15 protein-coding genes are annotated in these 18,139 nt (G+C 62.7%); 9 read left to right on the plus strand and 6 right to left on the minus strand.

Going from position 1 to position 18,139, the window contains the following annotated elements; genetic code table 11:
• Positions 1-34 precede the first annotated feature (34 nt).
• Positions 35-532, plus strand: coding sequence for a hydrolase (locus NKJ64_RS10430; protein WP_023702861.1), 498 nt, complete (start codon positions 35-37; stop codon positions 530-532).
• Positions 533-754: 222 nt separating this feature from the next.
• Here NKJ64_RS10430 and NKJ64_RS10435 read toward each other — a convergent pair whose 3' ends face one another.
• The 3 genes from NKJ64_RS10435 to cphA are packed head-to-tail and all read right to left on the minus strand — an operon-like array spanning position 755 to position 5,360.
• Entirely contained in the window at positions 755-1,579 is an 825-nt protein-coding gene (locus tag NKJ64_RS10435) for a cyanophycinase (RefSeq protein ID WP_352462495.1), read from the minus strand.
• Positions 1,576-2,475 carry an isoaspartyl peptidase/L-asparaginase family protein gene (locus NKJ64_RS10440; protein ID WP_352462496.1) on the minus strand — a complete coding sequence of 300 codons (900 nt, stop codon included), beginning with the start codon at positions 2,473-2,475 and terminating at the stop codon, positions 1,576-1,578. The genes NKJ64_RS10435 and NKJ64_RS10440 overlap by 4 nt, the downstream gene beginning before the upstream one ends.
• The gene (gene cphA, locus NKJ64_RS10445) at positions 2,475-5,360 is read right to left on the minus strand and encodes a cyanophycin synthetase (RefSeq protein ID WP_352462497.1); all 2,886 of its coding nucleotides are present in this window, start codon (positions 5,358-5,360) and stop codon (positions 2,475-2,477) included. Before cphA ends, NKJ64_RS10440 begins: the two co-directional genes overlap by 1 nt.
• A gap of 549 nt (positions 5,361-5,909) precedes the next feature.
• On the opposite strand from cphA, the gene sdhD reads away from it, so the two are divergent.
• Positions 5,910-6,299, plus strand: a complete 390-nt coding sequence (sdhD, locus tag NKJ64_RS10450) for a succinate dehydrogenase, hydrophobic membrane anchor protein (protein WP_352462498.1) — start codon at positions 5,910-5,912, stop codon at positions 6,297-6,299.
• A gap of 103 nt (positions 6,300-6,402) precedes the next feature.
• Here the strand turns inward: sdhD and ctaD are convergent, their stop codons facing one another.
• Positions 6,403-8,061, minus strand: a complete 1,659-nt coding sequence (ctaD, locus tag NKJ64_RS10455; protein ID WP_023693467.1) for a cytochrome c oxidase subunit I — start codon at positions 8,059-8,061, stop codon at positions 6,403-6,405.
• A 311-nt stretch (positions 8,062-8,372) separates the two neighbouring features.
• Between ctaD and NKJ64_RS10460 the strand changes: the two genes are divergently transcribed.
• From NKJ64_RS10460 to NKJ64_RS10480, 5 genes are all read left to right on the plus strand, one after another.
• Positions 8,373-9,200, plus strand: coding sequence for a DUF2243 domain-containing protein (locus NKJ64_RS10460; protein ID WP_023710464.1), 828 nt, complete (start codon positions 8,373-8,375; stop codon positions 9,198-9,200).
• 30 nt (positions 9,201-9,230) lie between these two features.
• Positions 9,231-10,607, plus strand: coding sequence for an NAD(P)/FAD-dependent oxidoreductase (locus NKJ64_RS10465; protein ID WP_023693465.1), 1,377 nt, complete (start codon positions 9,231-9,233; stop codon positions 10,605-10,607).
• Between the two features lie 242 nt (positions 10,608-10,849).
• Positions 10,850-12,361, plus strand: coding sequence for a protein adenylyltransferase SelO (locus NKJ64_RS10470; protein ID WP_352462499.1), 1,512 nt, complete (start codon positions 10,850-10,852; stop codon positions 12,359-12,361).
• A 658-nt stretch (positions 12,362-13,019) separates the two neighbouring features.
• Complete coding sequence (locus NKJ64_RS10475) at positions 13,020-13,205, plus strand: hypothetical protein (protein ID WP_023688550.1); 186 nt, start codon at positions 13,020-13,022, stop codon at positions 13,203-13,205.
• Positions 13,206-13,207: 2 nt separating this feature from the next.
• Entirely contained in the window at positions 13,208-13,408 is a 201-nt protein-coding gene (locus NKJ64_RS10480; protein WP_081725396.1) for a hypothetical protein, read from the plus strand.
• Between the two features lie 600 nt (positions 13,409-14,008).
• Here the strand turns inward: NKJ64_RS10480 and NKJ64_RS10485 are convergent.
• Both NKJ64_RS10485 and NKJ64_RS30490 read right to left on the minus strand, forming a co-directional pair.
• Entirely contained in the window at positions 14,009-14,167 is a 159-nt protein-coding gene (locus NKJ64_RS10485; RefSeq protein ID WP_023672685.1) for a hypothetical protein, read from the minus strand.
• A 185-nt stretch (positions 14,168-14,352) separates the two neighbouring features.
• Positions 14,353-14,859, minus strand: coding sequence for a DUF982 domain-containing protein (locus NKJ64_RS30490; protein WP_502902860.1), 507 nt, complete (start codon positions 14,857-14,859; stop codon positions 14,353-14,355).
• Here NKJ64_RS30490 and NKJ64_RS10495 point away from each other — a divergent pair.
• Positions 14,845-15,906 carry a glycosyltransferase family 4 protein gene (locus NKJ64_RS10495; RefSeq protein ID WP_352462500.1) on the plus strand — a complete coding sequence of 354 codons (1,062 nt, stop codon included), beginning with the start codon at positions 14,845-14,847 and terminating at the stop codon, positions 15,904-15,906. The two genes, NKJ64_RS30490 and NKJ64_RS10495, sit on opposite strands and share 15 nt — an antisense overlap.
• Positions 15,907-15,949: 43 nt before the next feature.
• Positions 15,950-18,112, plus strand: coding sequence for an amylo-alpha-1,6-glucosidase (locus tag NKJ64_RS10500; RefSeq protein ID WP_023682446.1), 2,163 nt, complete (start codon positions 15,950-15,952; stop codon positions 18,110-18,112).
• Positions 18,113-18,139 lie beyond the last annotated feature (27 nt).

An 18,139-nucleotide genomic window follows, 5' to 3' on the forward strand; every position in this document is an offset into this window, starting at 1 on the left:
ACCGCCATTCGCGCGTCGCAGCCGGCCGCGGCGCATGATCTTCTTCACTTCCGATACGCATTTCAACGATCCGCGCATTCTGCGCCTCGACCGGCGTCCCTTCGCCTCGTTGGTCGAGCATGACCAGGCGCTGGTTGCGTTTTGGAACGAAACGGTTGGCCCGAACGACGAGGTCTGGCACCTCGGCGATTTCGCCAAGGGTCCAGCCGAGACCGTGTCTTCACTGCTGTCGTCTCTTAACGGGTCCAAGCACCTGATAATTGGCAACAATGATGGCGCTGCCACCATTGGCGACCCGGCCTGGGCGAGCGTGCACCACTATATGGAGCTTCTTGTCGAGGGCAGCTTGCTGGTTCTGTGTCACTATCCTTTTCGCACCTGGAACCAGATCGGCAAGAGATCGGTAAACCTGCACGGTCATTCGCACGGTCGTCTGAAGCCGATGACGCGCCAGCATGATGTCGGCGTCGACGCATGGGGGTTTCGTCCGGTAACCTTTGCTGCCATTCAGGCCAGTCGCCGGCGGGGTTAGCCCGGCAGAACGCCGGGCGAGCGAAGGTCTCAGCTTTGCGGGATTCGAGCCGACGAGAGGCCGTCTGTAATCCTGCCGTATTCGCAACAATGCGACCATCCTGGTGGCGGCTTCAAATGGGAGAACAGCCTCACGGATAGCGGTTTTCGCGCGTGGATCGGCACTGCTCGAGGGCCCGGTACGCGGACCGCGCCACACCATCAACTTGAGTGCGGCGAAGTCTTAAGGAATCCCCACCGGCCGTCGCAGCGCGAGATCGAACGCATCGCCTGAGCTCAGCACGTGAACCCTCAGATCATGGATGGAAAGGGCGGCATCAGGCTCACCTTCCGCGATGTTGGAATGGGTCACGCCGGCTGCATCGACCAGATAGACAGCGCCGCTGCCAATGACCTTGAACATCTCGCCCTTCACCACGATCGCGGTGTCTTCATCAATGCCGATGCCGAGGACGCGCGGGTTCTGCGACACCGCCCCGATGAGCCGCCCAATGCGGCCCCGTTCCGCAAAGTGCTGGTCGATAATGACGTTCGGCAGCAGGCCCAGTCCCGGCGCCATGCGAATGTGGCCGATCCGAAAGGACGCTGCGTTCGGCCCCTTCACCATCATTGTGTCGCTCATGACCGACGCGCCCGCGGAGGTGCCGGCAATGACGCCTCCGGCTTCATAGATTTCGTGCACCCGCTCGTCGATGGGCGTGTCGCCGATCTGGCTGGTGATCCGGAGCTGGTCGCCGCCGGAGAAGAACACCGCACTCACGTCTGCGAGCGCACTTATTTTCTTTTCATGAGCTGCCTCGAGGCGGTCGTTGACGTAGAGCTCGATGACATCCTTGATGCCCAGCTCACCGAAGGACCTCTGATACTTCTCGAGATAGCCATCCGGCTCATGAGACGCGATGGTGGCAAGCACCAGGCGGCCGTTCGGAACCAGGCTCGCCACCTCCTTCAAGATGACACGATCGCCATCATGGTCCTCGTGGCCGCCGATGATGACGAGCGTTCCGGCTTTACCGTTCGAGGATCGTTTTTTCTTCTTGTCGGTCATTTGTCCACGTCTTTCTTGCGCAGGAAAACGTGTGGGTGGTTGTCCTCGCTGGTCATGAATGCGACTGCGAACTCCTTGCTGTTATGCGCCCATCCAGACACGCCGGTCGCGGTAAGCACGATGGCTCCGGCTTCGCCGCCGATCGCCTCGACTTCCTTGAGCGCGGGATTCAGCACCTGCTCCAGGCCGCCTTCAGCCTGTCCCGAAGACAATGCCTGCCGCGCCGAGAGTGCCTGCATGACACGGGCCGCGAGAGCCTTTCGCGCGATATGCTCACCGTCTCCCGAGAAGGCGACGGCTCCCAACCGGTTGTCGGCATAATAGCCGCAGCCGGGTTGCGGAGAATCCCCCACACGACCGGGAGCACTGCCGTCCAGTCCGCCGGTCGAAGTGCCCACGGCGATGTCCCCGTATTGATCCAGGGCAACCACACCGATCGTATCCTTCGCCTCAGACTTGCTGGAGGCGTCGCGCTGCTGCGACGTGATCAAATCCGCCGGATCGCAAAGTTCCAGCTGCTTGTCGGCGGCGAAACGCCGGGCCCCCTCCGACGCCAGCAGGATCGGCTCCTCATGCAGCATGGCCTTGGCGACACTGATTGGATGGCGCACGCCCTTGATCACTGCGACGGCACCTACATTGAAGTCCCTGCCCTCCATCAGGCCAGCGCACATCTCGACCTCGCCGTCCGAATTGAGGGCACTTCCATATCCCGCATTGAATGTCGGGTCGGCCTCGAGGACGCGACCGGCAGCTTCCACGGCATCGACCGCCGTTCCGCCGCCGGCCAGGATGGCCCGACCTGCCTCGAGCGCCTCGATGCATCCATTGCGATGCGCCTCCTCCTCTTGCGGATCGATCTCCTTGGCGCCGCCGTGCAGGATCAGCGACCACATCAGCCAGCCCTCAGATGGCGAATATGGGTCTGATCGGGCCCTCCCCTCGAAGGCGTCGCGCCTCCGAAGCCGGTTACCTGCCGCCACACGGCTTCAACGTCGTCGACGGTGAGCACGACAAGGTCGTTCTCCCGAGCAAGCCGGAGACACACGTCGACGGCCTCCTTCTCGGGACAGACGGCGTGTATGCGGCCTGGGGCGCAGCCGGCGTTCAAGGCACCTTCCCGCAGCAAGCCGGCGATCGCTCCGGGGGCTCGGCCGCGCAGCTCCTGCTCATCCTCCTTGAAGACGATGACGTCGAATATCCGCGAAGCGATCGCGCCCATCTCGCGTATGTCGCAATCGCGGCGGTCACCGGGTATGGCGACAAGGCCGATCGTGCGCTGATAGCCGCGCCTCATGTGGGAAACGAGCTTTCCGAGCGCCTTCAGCCCCTCCGGATTGTGCGCATAGTCGACGATGGTGCGGAAACCATGCCCGTCGAAGACGTTGAGGCGACCGGGAGATTGCTCGAACGAGGTGCCAAACTCGGCCAGCGCCGCCCGGATCGTTGCCGCCGGAACATCGTGGCAATGCGCCATGGCGACGGCTGCCAGGCTGTTGGCAACGTTGAATTCGGCCGAACCCTCGAAGGTCGCGGGAATTTCGTCGACGCTCATCAAGAACATCGATTCCCCATCCTCGTGGATGAAAATGTCCCAGCCGTCGCTGCTGGGCTCCCGCGTCACGGCGCGGCCGCCTTCCGCCAGGTGGTTGCGCAAGAAGCCGGGCCACTCGCTCCTGCTCGCCAGCGAGAAGTAGCAGATCCTGCCTCCGGCATCTCGCGACATTGCGGACGTGTGGACGTCGTCGGCATTAAGAATGCTCCATCCGCCGCGGCGGACGGACTCGACCACGACCGATTTCACCTCCGCCAGGTCCTCGATCGTGTCGATGCCCCTCAGCCCGAGATGGTCGCCGTGGACGTTCAGAACCGCGCCAACATCGCATGCATCGAAGGCAAGCCCTTCGCGCAGGATGCCGCCGCGCGCACATTCCAGCACCGCGACATCGACACCCGGCTCGCGCAGCACGATCCTGGCGCTCTGCGGACCGGAGCAGTCCCCCGTCATGATTCGTTCACCGTTCAAGTAGACGCCGGTGGTCGAGGTGAGCCCGACGGTTGCGCCATTCGCCTGCAGGATGTGCGCCAGCATCCGGGCAGTGGTCGACTTGCCGTTGGTCCCGGTGATCGCGAAGATCGGAATCCGGCCGTCCTTGCCGCCTTTGAAGAGAAGATCGAGCACGGGCCGTGCGACGTTGCGGGCGCGCCCCGACGAGGGTTCGAGATGCATGCGGAAGCCAGGACCGGCATTCACCTCTATGATGCCGCCGCCGGTCTCGCTGACCGGCCGTGAGATGTCGGGACAGACGAAGTCGATCCCGGCAATGTCGAGACCGACGATCTGTGCCGCCCGCCTGGCGATCAGCGCGTTTTCGGGATGGATTTCTTCCGTCCGGTCGATCGCGGTCCCACCGGTGGAGAGATTGGCGGTGGGCCGCAAGAGCACCTTTTGGCCCGGCGCTGGAACGCTCGCCAGGGCGAGCTGCGATTTTGACAGGAAATGCTCGACGCATTCGTCGATTTCGATGCGGGTCAATACCGAGGAATGGCCCTCTCCCCTCCGCGGGTCGCGGTTCGTCTCCTCGACGAGCTCGGCGACAGAACTCCGGCCATCGCCGACCACATGGGCCGGAACCCTCTCGGCGAGCGCCACCACCTTTCCGCCGATCACCAGGATCCTGTGGTCCGAGCCGACGAAATGCTGCTCGACGATAACGCTACGGCTGTGTTCTCGCGCCTGTTCGAAGCCCCAGCGGACCTCGTCTTCTGTTGCCAGACCGATGTTGACGCCGCTTCCATGATTGCCATCGAGTGGTTTGGTGACCACGGGGTAGCCCAGCCGTGCTGCCGCCGCGACTGCGTCCTGCGCCGATCGCACCAGCTCCCCGCGTGGCACCGGCAGGCCGGCCTGTTGCAGCAGGAATTTGGTCAGGTCCTTATCCGAGGCGATCTCGGTCGCAATCTCGGAAGTGAGGTCGCTGCAACTGGCGCGGATGCGCTTCTGATGCTTTCCGTGACCAAACAGCACGAGGCTGCTGTCGTCAATCCGCGCCGCGGGTATGCCTCGCCTCTCGGCCTCGCGCACCAAGGAAGCAGTCGTAGGCCCCAAGGCACGCTCGGCGGCCAGAAGCTTGAGCTGCTGCAGCCTGGCTGCGAACTCGAATGGCCCCTGCGTTTCCGCAATGTCGCCGAGCCCCTCGACACCATGGAGATTGGCCGGCAGCAGGCTGTCCACCAGTTCGAGCGCGACGCGCCCGGCGAGCAGCCCGACAAGCTCGTCCTTGTAGGCGAACATGACGTTATAAGTGCCCGGACTGCCTTTGACCGACCGTGTCTTTCCTCGTGTCACCCGGTGACCGAGCATGCTCTGCAGTTCCAGGGCGACATGCTCGACGACGTGGCCGAGCCAGGTTCCTTCCTGCATGCGGCGGACGAAGCCGCCGGCGGCGCCATAGCTGCAGCCATGGCCCGCAAGGCCGGGCAACAGTCGGACGATTTGTTCGGAAAACCCGGGCAGTTTGTCTGTCGGGAACGCCTCAAGGGCTCCGAGGTCGATCCGAATCTGGACCATTGGCGTCATACTATAGAGGTGCGGCCCGCGAAACACGCGGGCGTCCACGACGCGGATAGGGCGAAAACGCGAGGCGCCCCGATGAATTTCTTTGTCCGACATAGTCCGTTTCTCCTGACTAACTCCGCAACATCCGGAGGATCGGTTAGTTCCCGGCCTTTCAGCCCAAATATTTTTGCAGGAGAGAGAAACAAAAGTGGCCGTTAACATATGTTGCCCCAAGAACACCCTCTGGTCATCTCGGCCACGTGCGGTCGCTGTTCTGAGGGCTACTTATCTCTCGGGACGAGGCGGGCCAGGCATTCGCTCGTTTTCACAAACATTCGCCGGGCACATCGCGGCCGTTGAGCTAGTGCCCGGCTTTAGCTCATGGCGACCCATTGTGCGGGTCCAGCACTGAGGCATTAATCTTCAGCACGCTTTCGGCACCCGGGAACATTTCCAGACGCGTCAGGTTTGGAACCATCCTTGCACCGGAACTACAGCCATGCAGAGTCGAAAATCGGTGAAGGCCGCGCTTGTCAAGGAGATCGACGCGGTCCGCCTTCGTATCTCGCTGCTTGAATGCGAGCTATGCAGAGATGGCAGACCCAGGCAAATTGGATGGCGTTCAGGATACGAACTGAACGCCCACAAAGCCCGCCTTGCTCGACTGGAGACCGTGCTTGCCCACTATCCGTCGGCACCGACGGCCCGGGCATCGAAACAGCAACAGCTTGAGTTGCGCGCAAGGCAACCAAGTAATTTTGGGGAAACGCCATGGCTGACAGACCCTCAATCAGAACTCCGCTAGCTCGAGTGCGGGGCCTTGGATCGGCGAAACACGGAACCGAAACGTTCATGCTGGAGCGGCTGACATCTGCTGCCCTGTTGATCCTTGTCATTTACATCGTCGCGGTCGTTATAATGCTGGTCGGTGAGCCTCGAGACGCCGTCCTCAGCGTCGTAGGATCGATCTATGTCGCGCCAGCCCTTATTGGCTTCATTCTCGTAAGCTGCGTTCACATGCGGCTTGGAATGCAATCGATCATCGAAGACTACTGCCATGCCACCGTGCTCAAATCGCTTCTTCTGATCGCCAATTGGTTGTTCTGCTGGGCAGTCGCGCTCGCAAGCTTGTTCGCTGTGCTGTCAATCAGCTTCAGATAGCGATCCGGTTCTCAGCTGCAGCCAGCGTCTGCCACCGGCAGGCTGAAGTTCGCCTCAGCGGAGAACCGGGCTGGCTTGCGCAAAGGAGTTCGACAACCCGGCCTCATCTGATTTGCGGCAGCCTGTCCCATTGATGGAAAGGGGGTGGAGAGGTCAACTCCCACTCCAATGTGGTAGCTCCTGGCCCCCATGGGTTCATGCCGGCGGCTCTTTGCCGGTAGAAAGCTTCCAAGATGCCGAAGAGGAAAATCACGACACTCGCGGCCGACAGGTACGATCCATACGAGGACACCATGTTCCAGCCGGCGAATGCGTCGGGATAGTCGACATAGCGACGCGGCATGCCCGCCAATCCAAGGAAGTGATGGGGGAAGAAGACGAGGTTCACGCCGACGAAGGTCGTCCAGAAATGGACCCCAGCCAGAAGCGGATTGTAGAGATATCCCGTCATTTTCGGAAACCAGTAATACCAGCCCGCGAAGATGCCGAAGATCGCTCCCAGTGAAAGTATGTAGTGGAAATGCGCGACGACGAAGTATGTGTCGTGCAGTTCACGGTCGAGGCCGGCATTTGCGAGTTGAACGCCCGTCACCCCGCCTACGGTGAACAGGAATATGAAGCCGAGGGCCCAGAGCATCGGCGTCCGCAGGCTGACCGAACCGCCCCACATGGTTGCAATCCAGGAGAACACCTTTATCCCGGTCGGCACTGCGATCACCATCGTGGCGAAGGTGAAGTAGCGCTGCGTGTCGAGGCCTATCCCGCTGGTGTACATATGGTGGGCCCAGACGACGAAGCCGATCACCCCGATCGCCACGATTGCGTAGACCATCCCGAGATACCCGAAGATCGGCTTTCGCGAGAAGGTCGAGATCACCTGGCTGACGATGCCGAACGCCGGCAGGATCATGATGTAGACTTCCGGGTGGCCGAAGAACCAGAAGAGATGCTGGTACAGCAGCGGGTCGCCTCCGCCGTCCGGCGCGAAGAACGTGGTTCCGAAATTGCGATCGGTCAGGAGCATGGTGATGGCGCCGGCCAGCACCGGCAGAGCCAGCAGCAGCAGGAAGGCGGTGATGAGGATCGACCACACAAACAGGGGCATCTTGTGCAGGGTCATCCCCGGCGCGCGCATGTTGAAGATGGTGGTGATGAAGTTGATGGCTCCCAGGATCGAGGAGGCGCCCGCAATGTGCAGAGACAGGATGACCAGATCCACGGCGGGACCGGGATGGCCGGAGGTCGACAGCGGCGGGTACAGGAACCAGCCGGTCCCAGGGCCATAGCCGCCGGGGACGCTGGGCATGAAGATCGACAATAAAAGCAACATCAATGCCGGCGGCAGCAGCCAGAACGAGATGTTGTTCATGCGCGGGAAGGCCATGTCGGGGGCGCCGATCATGATCGGAACCATCCAGTTGGCGAAGCCGCCGATCAGGGCGGGCATCACAGTGTAGAAGATCATGATCAGCGCGTGGGCCGTGGTGAAGACGTTGTAAAGCTGCTTGCCGGCGTCGATCGCCGCGTCGCCCTGGTAACCGTAGATCATCGACGCCAGTCCGGGGAAAAACTGGATCCCGGGTTGCTGCAGCTCGATTCGCATGCTCACCGACAAGAGCATGCCGATCACCCCCGCGATGAAAGCGAAGACCAGATAGAGTGTGCCGATGTCCTTGTGGTTGGTCGAAAACAGCCATCGGGTGATGCCGGTCGGCTGGTGGCTGTCGAGACCGTCCGGATCTGCCGCCGTATATTCGTTCATGACCTTCTCCGCTTGAGCCGTCCGTCGCCAGCATCGAACCGTGCTGGAACTTGATTGTTCCCTCCACCGAGCCGGCGGTAGGAACATTCCACGGAAGCCGCGGTTAGGTTCCGCGCGGCCGACCCTGCGCGGCTGAGGATCGACGTCCATGCTGGCGATAATTGCTGCGACACTGGTTCTGACTACGGTGGTTGGTGGGCTGATATCCGCCTTCTGGCTCGAGGCGCGTCATGGTCTCCATGACCCCATGCCGCCGGACATGTCGGTGCCCAGGCAACTGAACGCCCCGGCCTGGAGCCGGTGGTCCTGACATGGACGCGATCACCGCGACACTCGACCCGAGAACGCGAGCCGGCTGGCTGCTGCTCGGCTTCGCGCTCGGCGGTTTCTTCGACGGCATCGTCCTGCATCAGATCCTGCAATGGCATCATCTTCTCTCGGGCGTCGCCGATCCGGTGGGTTCCGACCTGCGCTTCCAGATCATGGCCGACGGCCTCTTCCATCTTTGCATGTATGTGCTCGCCGTCGCCGGCACGGTGCTGCTGGTGGCCGCGAGGGCGGCCGGCGCGCGGCCCGGGACCACCACGGAGATCCTGCGGCTCGCCTTCGCCGGGTTCGGCGTCTGGCATGTCGTCGATGCCGTCGTGTTTCACTGGCTGCTGGGTCTGCACCGGATCAAGATGAACAGCGACTTGCCGCTCGCCTGGGATATTGCGTGGCTGGTCATCTTCGGCATCGTGCCGCTTGTGTTGGTGCTGGTGCTGCCCAACCGCGGCGGACCGGCACGCGGTGCTTCGGCAGCGCTGACCAGCATCGTCCTGCTTGCGGGACTGGCAGCCGGCGCCGGCCCGTTCTTCAACGGCGCCGCCAATTCCATCATCGTCTTTCGGGCCGGGATGGAACCGGCGGCGATGATGCGGGCCGTTGAAGTCGCCGACGCCCATCTCAAATGGGTCGACGCCAGCGGCACCATCTGGGCGGTCGACCGCGTCTCATGGCGCGGGTTGGTAGCTCTTCACGCGCGCGGCGCCCTTGTGGTCAGCACGACGCCTGTCATTGCCGGATGCCTTGCCTGGACCGATGCCGCCGGAGTGAGCAGTAGCTCCAGCCAGCAGCGAGGCACTCCTGCCAGGCTATGACTTCCGGACAGGGATAGGGGAGTATCAAGCATGCAATTCGCCACCGAGAGCAGCCACGGCCGGAGCCTGACACCGCGCATCGTCGTGGTCGGCGGAGGCTTTGCCGGTCTGGAGGTTGCCAAGGCGCTCGGCAAGGCGGAAATCGGGGTGACGATCATCGACCGCCACAATCACCACCTGTTCCAGCCCTTGCTCTATCAGGTTGCAACCGCCGCCTTGTCGGCGCCTGACATCGCCGAGCCCATCCGCAAGATCCTGGGCCGCTATCCCTCGGTTCAGGTCCTCTTCGGCGATGTCACCGAGATCGGCACCGAGGCCAGGATACTGGTGCTGGCCGATGGGACCACGGTCCCCTACGACATCCTGGTCTTGGCCACTGGTTCGCAGCCATTCTATTTCGGCCAGGAGAGCTGGGCTCGGGTCTGTCCCGGTTTGAAGACCATCGAGGACGCGCGCACGATCCGGTCACGGCTGCTGCTATCGTTCGAGCACGCGGAACGGACCACCGATCCAGTCGAGCAATCCCGGCTGATGACGATCGCCATTATCGGCGGCGGCCCGACCGGTGTCGAACTGGCGGGCTCGATCGCCGAACTCAGCCGGCACACACTGGCGCGCGACTTCCGCAACATCCGGCCCGAGAAGACAAGGATCATACTGGTAGAAGCCGGCGAGCGTCTGCTCGCCGGATTCGCCCCGGAGCTTTCCAGATATGCACGTCTGCGCCTTGAAAGCCTGGGCGTCGAGGTCGCGCTCGGCAACCGGGTCGAGGCGATCGAAGCGCATCAGATCACCGTCGGCGGCCAGGTGATCCCGGTGGCCTTGACGCTCTGGGCCGCCGGGGTGGCGGCTTCTCCGCTGGTCGCCCAGCTTGGTGTCGGGCTCGACCGCGGCGGTCGGGTGAAGGTCGAATCCGACCTGCAGGTCGTCGGCCATCCCGATGTCTTCGCGCTTGGCGACGTCGCACTGGTCCTCGATGGGAACGGCCAGCCATTGCCGGGTCTTGCCCAGGTCGCCAAGCAGCAGGGCGAGCACCTCGGCAAGGCACTGGCACGCCGGATAGATGCTGGCGATACGCTGCCCGCTTTTGTCTTCAGCAATCGAGGCAACACGGCCATTGTCGGCCGCCACGCTGCCGTGTTCGAATCGGGTAGGCTGAAACTGAAAGGCTGGTTCGCCTGGTCTGCCTGGGCGCTCATCCATGTCTACCTGCTCGTCGGTTTTCAGCACCGCGTTCAGGTCTCGATCCAGTGGCTCTGGCGCTACCTGACCTATGAGCGTGGCGCCCGGCTCATCGCCGAGGAGCGAGTCGAACCGGGTTCGAAATCATCGCCGGGAGCGGCCCCGAGAGAGCCGCTGCCAACCAAGGCAGACGCCGCCCCGGCATTGCACGCCCGCACTGACTAGATTGCCGGGTGCTCAGTTCGGAGACAGTGGCGATGCGGGGTCAGCTCTGGATTCCGCCACGGCCCGTCGTCCCACGGCAGCCCGAACCTCGATAGTTGAGGCGGGTGGTTCCCAGCTTGTATCCGGTGCCGGCCTGATGGATCCGGATGGCACCAACGACGTTGCGTCCCTATATGAACAAATGAACACAGGCTCCTCGAAACGGGATCTGTTGAACCCCTCCTCTTCAGAGACAGCTCGTCATGACGTCACCTGCGACTGCTGAACAACCCCCGGTCATTCAGACGGGGCTTCCCGCCCTGAGCAACAGCTATGCGCAATTGCCGGAGCGCTTCTTCGCGCAAACAGATCCGAAGCCGGTGTCCGAACCGCGGCTGATCCGGTTCAACCGGCACCTCGCGGAGGAACTCGGGCTCGATGCCGACCAGCTTACCAGCCCGGATGGAGTGGCGATGCTTGCCGGCAACAGATTTCCGGAAGGGTTGCAAGCAATCGCCCTGGCCTATGCGGGCCACCAGTTCGGAAACTTCGTGCCTCAGCTTGGCGACGGGCGCGCCCTGCTGCTTGGCGAAGTGGTGGACGTCAACGGCGTTCGCCGTGACATCCAGCTGAAAGGATCGGGACCAACGCGGTTCTCGCGCAACGGCGACGGCCGCGCCGCACTCGGCCCTGTCCTGCGCGAATATGTCGTCAGCGAAGCGATGGGGGCGCTCGGCATTCCGACGACGCGAAGCCTTGCGGCGGTGCTCACCGGCGACCCGGTCTATCGCGAGGTCCGGCTGCCCGGCGCCGTCCTGACACGGGTGGCGGCAAGCCATATCAGGATCGGCACGTTCCAATATTTCGCCGCGCGCCACGACACCGAGGCGCTCAAGATACTGGCCGACTATGCCATTCAGCGTCACTTCCCACAGCTGGCGGGGGAAGCACGGCCGTACCGGGCTTTGCTGGAGGCCGTTGTCGCCGCACAGGCGGACCTGGTGGCGCGCTGGATGCTGGTCGGCTTCATCCATGGCGTCATGAACACCGACAACATGTCGATCTCGGGCGAGACGATCGACTATGGCCCATGCGCCTTCATGGACGCTTACGACCCCAGCGCGGTGTTCAGTTCGATAGACCGCGCCGGTCGCTATGCCTATGCCAACCAGCCTCGTGTCGCCACATGGAACCTTGCGCGCTTTGCCGAGACCCTGCTGCCGCTCATGAGCACGGACGAGAATGAAGCAGTGTCTGAAGCGGAAGAGGTGCTGAGGTCGTTCCAGGCCTCCTATGAGGCTGTGTTGCAGCGCGGCTTCCGCAGAAAACTCGGACTGCTGACCGAAGCGGAAGGCGACTTGCAGCTCGCTGCCGACTTTCTGGATGTGCTGGCTCGCGGCGAAGCGGATTTTACGCTCGGCTTCCGGCGCCTGGGCGATGACCTCGACGCTGCGGACGGCCAAGGCACGGCGCGGCAGTTGTTTAAGGATCCAGGTGCATTCGATGCCTGGTCGGCGCGGTGGCGCCAGCGCATCGCAAGCGAGGGCGACACGGCCACGCGCCGTTCTGCCATGCAATCGGTCAATCCCAAATTCATCCCCCGCAATCATCGCATCGAGGCGATGATCCAGGCGGCGTTGGGCGGCGACTTCAGACCGTTCGAGGAGATTCTGGCGGTCGTCAGCCGTCCCTTCGATGAGCAGCCGGGAATGGAACGCTTTGCTGAGCCGCCACGCCCGGATGAGCGCGTCCTGCAGACATTCTGCGGTACATGAGACATTCGTGATGGTCGCTTAACATGTGCAAATGCGGAAGACCCATTTGCAAGCTATCGTCACGGGCACTCTCGTAGGGGCTGAGCTATGACGATCATAGAATTGGCATTCGAATTGCTGGCACGGAAGCTCGTAGACCGTACCGGAATATCAGACGAAGATGCTCGAGACCTTGTCGCAGCCATGGGAGCTGACTGGTCATCGCTCGTGCGAGCAGCGAGGGCGATCAAAGAGGCTTAGGTCTTTTGACGTCGTTTTAGCTGCCATCAGCTGCAGGCAGATCGGACCAGAGGCTGCTGCCGCGATCCAGGCGCGACACCGCGCTCTTCACCGATCATGTCAGCAACGTGGTCAAGCACTGTATTTCGGTCGCTCCAGATCGACCGGATACAACACGCTGTCCCCTGAAAGCCACGGCGGCCCGCTACGCAAGTCGCCGCAAGCTCGCAATAAACAGCGATAGCAGCCCAGGCTTAGGATTTATATTGCAGGCCCGCACCACTGGCAGGGCGACGCGGGCGGGCCGCTGCCGTTCCTTGAAATCCGCGTTGGGAGTCAGATTCCGTCGGCACCGAAAAGCACAGGTGCTGACGAAGCAGACGGAACTTCCCCCCACGATCACGGTTTTGAGTCACGATACCAACCCAAGGAGATGCAGATGTCGAGCAAAATGCCGCCCGTGCCGCCTGAGAACCAGAGCCAGAAGGGTCGAGGAGAAGGGCGACAGGTTAGCCACGATGATGCCCAGCACGGCACTCACGGAGCGCCGGATCCGGAGCGCCAAGGGCAGCAAGCCAACACCAAGGTCAACACCACTCATCAGGGCCGTCAGCAGGATCGGTGATCATGTCCACATCGAAGAAACACCCGAACACGATCCGGCAGGGCGGGCCAGGCGCATCGCACGAGAACGCCAGAAAACCCCTGCAGGTCAACAAACCCCCGGCGGATGAAGACCGTCGATCCAAAAGCCGAGTTTCAGGGGGTGGCGGTGAAAAGGACAGTCATCATTCGCACAATCCAGCCAAGAAGGGTAGCAACAGTTGAACCCACGGCTTTGTGAATGATTGTGCTAAAGCGCGCCGCGTGTGCATGTCATTGTCTCACAACCGAGCCTTTTTTTGAGTGACATGCATAGCCGGACCAGGGTGAGGATCAGCGAGTCGAGACGCCCGGAAAAACCGGAGGCCGTGGGCCCGCACCACTGGCGGAGCGATGCGGGCCCGGCCAAGGGTTACGGCCCTCGACCAGCAGCGAGGGGCTCGCTGCCGCATGCAGAACAAGCCCCGTAATTTCAGGTTCCGCTAATATACAAAAAAGCCGGCCACCTTTCGGCAGCCGGCCAGTTCCAACAGAACAAGGGAACGTGCACTGATGGGGCAGTGCAACGCCCGAAGTGTTTCGAGGCGACGATGTTCCACCGGAAATCCACAGATTCGCCGTTTCGATCTACATTGGCCGGATTGAAAGATCTTTGACGATCTCTCCCAAGTTCTCGCGGAGCCCGGTCCGACGTGTGGCGCCCTGTCTGCGCCTTGGCTCTCTATGCGGCCAGCAAGCTCATCTTTGAAGAATGCCCGCCGCGACTGCCGCGCGCGTCAAACACCGGCGTGCAATTGGTCGAGCGCGCGGCAGACCGGGGACGCGTCAAGTCGAGCGTCGGTCGACGTAGGTGTAGACGCCGGCCCCAATGGCGACCGCGCCGACCGTGATCACGATCGATGGCGCGCCCATCAAACTGGCAAAGACCGCCCAGATGAGGGCGATGACGATAGCGCCGAGTGTTCCCAGGATCAGTCTCGGCATTGTCTACCCCTCCACGTTCGGGCCGCCTGTGGATGGTCGTCACCCACCGGTCATGCGAAACGCCGCATGAAAGCACAGTGTGGCCCATGAGGTGAAGGGCCGCGCCGGAATACTCCGGTGCGGAAAAGATGATGCCCGCGCCGCCAAAGCCCGGGTGTTCAATAGCCAAATGGCTGGACCGGCGCCTAGCGCCTCAGCGCGTGGACTTCCGCCATGCTTTCGCCGCCCATCGGCAGGGCCATGTCATCATCGAGCAGCCGGGTGATGCGGGCAAAGCCCGTAAACGCCTTCCTGGCTGCTTCGGCCGACATTCTGCCCGACAGGGCCGCGGAGCAGCAATTCACGGCGCACTGATACACAGGCCCACGCCGTCCCAATGGCCATTTCTGCAAAAAGACCATCGCTTCGGCAACGCTATCGACTTCCTCGACGGGGTGTCCCTGCCCGCGCGCAATGCGCACGGGCGTAAAGAAATGCAAGCGGTCCATTTTGTTCTCTCCCTGGTCGGCCGCAGCGCGAACCAACTCCACTAAATTCGCGGATGGCGCGTTTGTTCCGCTTATTGCAAAAAAATCTGCGCTGGTGGGCTTGGGTTGCCGACGCCCGCTTTTGTCCGGAACGTTAGGCCGGCTGATGCATTTCGCTCTCGTGATTGCCTTGAGGGACACGTTCAAACCATGCGCATAGCCCATGTCGCCCCTTTGCACGAATCGGTGCCACCCCTTCTCTATGGCGGCACCGAGCGCATCGTTTCCTATCTGACCGAAGGGCTGGTCGAACTCGGCCATGAGGTGACGCTGTTCGCCAGCGGCGACAGCCGGACGTCGGCCAGACTGATACCAGGTCGCGAACGCGCGCTACGCCTCGATCCGCGTCCACTGAAATCGGACACGGCGGCGCATCTTGCGATGCTTGCCGATGTGAGGAACCGAGCCCACGACTTTGATATCATTCATTTTCATCTCAGCCATTTCCTGCATTTCTCGTTCTTCGAGACCATGCCGGACAAGACGGTGACAACGCCTCATGGCCGGCTCGATTATGTCGATCTGGCGCCAGCCTATGAGCGTTTTCCGCGCTTTCCGCTGATCTCGATCTCGCATAGCCAGAAGACCGGGCTTGCGAATGCCAATTGGCTGGCCACCATCCATCACGGGCTGCCGACGGGTCTCTATCAGCCGACCTTCGAGACGGCGGCAGGCGAACCATACCTCGCCTTTCTCGGCCGGCTTTCGCGCGACAAGCGGCCGGACCGGGCCATCGACATCGCCTTGCGCTCGGGCATGAAACTCAAGCTGGCGGCCAAGATCGGCGACGATGATCGCGCCTATTTCCATGAGACGATCGAGCCGTTGATCGATGGCGACCGCATCGACTATGTCGGCGAGATCGCCGAGAGTGAGAAGACTGAATTCCTCGGCAATGCCGCTGGTCTGCTGTTTCCGATAGACTGGCCCGAGCCGTTCGGCCTTGCCGCGATCGAGGCGATGGCGTGCGGTACGCCAACCATCGGCTGGAACTGCGGTGCGTTGCCGGAAGTCATCGACCATGGCGTTACCGGATTTGTCGTCGATTCTCTCGACGCCGCGGTCGCCGCGGTGCCGGCCTTGCTGCAACTCGACCGGCGAAAGGTGCGCGCCGTCTTCGAAAGTCGGTTCTCCGCCAACAGGATGGCGCGCGACTATCTCACTGCCTATGCGCGTCTCATCGGCGCCCCGGCTCAATCGAAAGCGTCGTGAACGACGGCGGACGTTCCGAGCCCGAAACAGAGATTTGTGACTGATGACCGAACTTGACGAGCGCAAGCTCGACCCTGCCGTGGCCCTTGCCTCCCTGGACGAAACCGCGCCGCGCGAGCCGCACCGGCTGTTTGCCCTAAAGCAAGGCGACTGTTTTGCCGTGGCCGATGCCTACGGCGATATCAGGGGTGCGGGCGACGGTTTCTTCCGTGACGACACCCGGGTGCTGTCGGAGTTCAGGCTCACCGTCGGCGGCCGGCAGACATCGCTGCTCGGCGCCTCCCTCAGCCAGGACAATGTGCTGTTCACCAGCAATATGACCAATTTGCCGATGCAAAGCGTCGGTGGCCGCGACATCCCCCAGGGCGCCATCCATATCGAGCGCGTCAGGCTGTTGTGGCAGGACCGGCTGTTCGAGCGAATCACCCTTTCCAACTACAGCCAGGAGCATTCGGCAATCCGCGTCTCGCTGCATTTTGCCGCCGATTTCCGCGACATGTTCGAGGTCCGCGGTTCGACCCGGCCGAAGCGCGGAATGGCGCATGCAGCGGAGATCGAGCCTGCCTCGGTGCTGCTGCGCTATGACGGACTGGACGGGCTGGCGCGGGTGTCGGCGATCTCGTTCTCGCAGCCGCCGGACCAGTTGAGCGCCGAGCGCGCGGATTTCCTCATCGCAGTGACCAAACGCAGCAGCAAGATGCTTTACGTCGAGGTCGGCGCGGAACTGACCGAAACGCCCGATCGCGACCGTTTTCGGGCGGCCGCGGCGCGCGCTCGTTTCGGCATGCGGGCCAAGCGCCGCCATGGCGCGACGGTGCACAGTTCGGGCCGCGTCTTCAACGATTGGGTCGAACGCGCCCGCGCGGATGTCGCCTTGCTGACCACCGAGCTGTCGACCGGCCCCTACCCCTATGCCGGCATCCCCTGGTTTTCGACGGCCTTCGGCCGTGACGGCGTCATCTCGGCGCTGCAGATGCTATGGCTCAACCCCGGCCTGGCGCGCGGCGTGCTTGCCTTCCTCGCCCAGCACCAGGCGACCGAGACATCGCCTTTCAGCGACTCGCAGCCCGGCAAGATCATGCACGAGACGCGCAAGGGCGAGATGGTGGCGCTGCAGGAACTGCCTTTCGGCCGCTACTATGGCGGCGTCGATACCACGCCGCTCTACATCCACCTCGCCTGCGCCTATGCCGAACGCACCGGCGACATGGATTTCATCGCCAGCCTGTGGCCGTCTCTCTGCGCCGCCGCCAAGTGGACGGAAGAGGCCAGCCGCGCAACCGGCTTCGTCACCTATCAGCGCGCTGCCGAATCCGGCCTTGCGAACCAGGGCTGGAAGGACAGCTTCGACTCCGTCTTCCACGCCGACGGGCGCATCCCCAAGGGGCCGATCGCGCTGGTCGAAGTGCAGGGTTATGTCTTCGCCGCCTTCAGGGGCCTTGCCGCTCTCGCCCGCCGCCGGGGCGAGTTCGCGCAGGCCGAGCACTGGGAAAATCGCGCCGAAGAGATGCGGATCGCCGTCGAGCGTGATTTCTGGCTGGACGATCTCGGGTTCTATGCGCTGGCGATCGACGGCGCCGGAGAGCCGTGCAAGGTGCGCACCTCGAATGCCGGACACCTGCTCTACGTCGGCCTGCCCGAACCGGCGCGGGCTAAGATGGTCGCCGACCAGTTGCTTTCGGCTTCCTTCCACTCCGGCTGGGGAGTGCGAACGCTTTCCGACGATGCTGTGCTGTTCAACCCGATGTCGTACCACAACGGTTCCATCTGGCCACACGACACGGCGATGTGCGGCGCCGGCCTGGCGCGGTTCGGCGAGCGTGACAGCGTGGTGCGGCTGATGAGCGGCACGTTCGAATCCGCCGTGCACTTCAACATGCGGCTGCCGGAACTGTTCTGCGGCTTTACCCGCTCGCCGGGTGAAGCACCGATCGCCTACCCCGTCGCCTGCCTGCCGCAAGCCTGGTCCGCCGGTTCGGCCTTCATGCTGATGCAGGCGTGCCTCGGTCTGGAAATCGACGGCTGGAACGGCGAAATCCACGTCACTCGACCCCGTTTGCCGATCGGCATCGATACGCTGACGCTCAGGCATCTGGGTGTCGCCGAAAAGAGGGTCGATCTTACCTTTCAGCGCGTCGGCGACCGCGTCGTCGCCTTTCTCGCCGACCGCCATGAGGGGCTGGTTCCGCTGATCGTGCGGACATGATCGGAACGGCTTTCAACGGGAACCGAT

It is taken from the genome of Mesorhizobium sp. M0062, assembly GCF_040323125.1.
GTDB lineage: Bacteria > Pseudomonadota > Alphaproteobacteria > Rhizobiales > Rhizobiaceae > Mesorhizobium.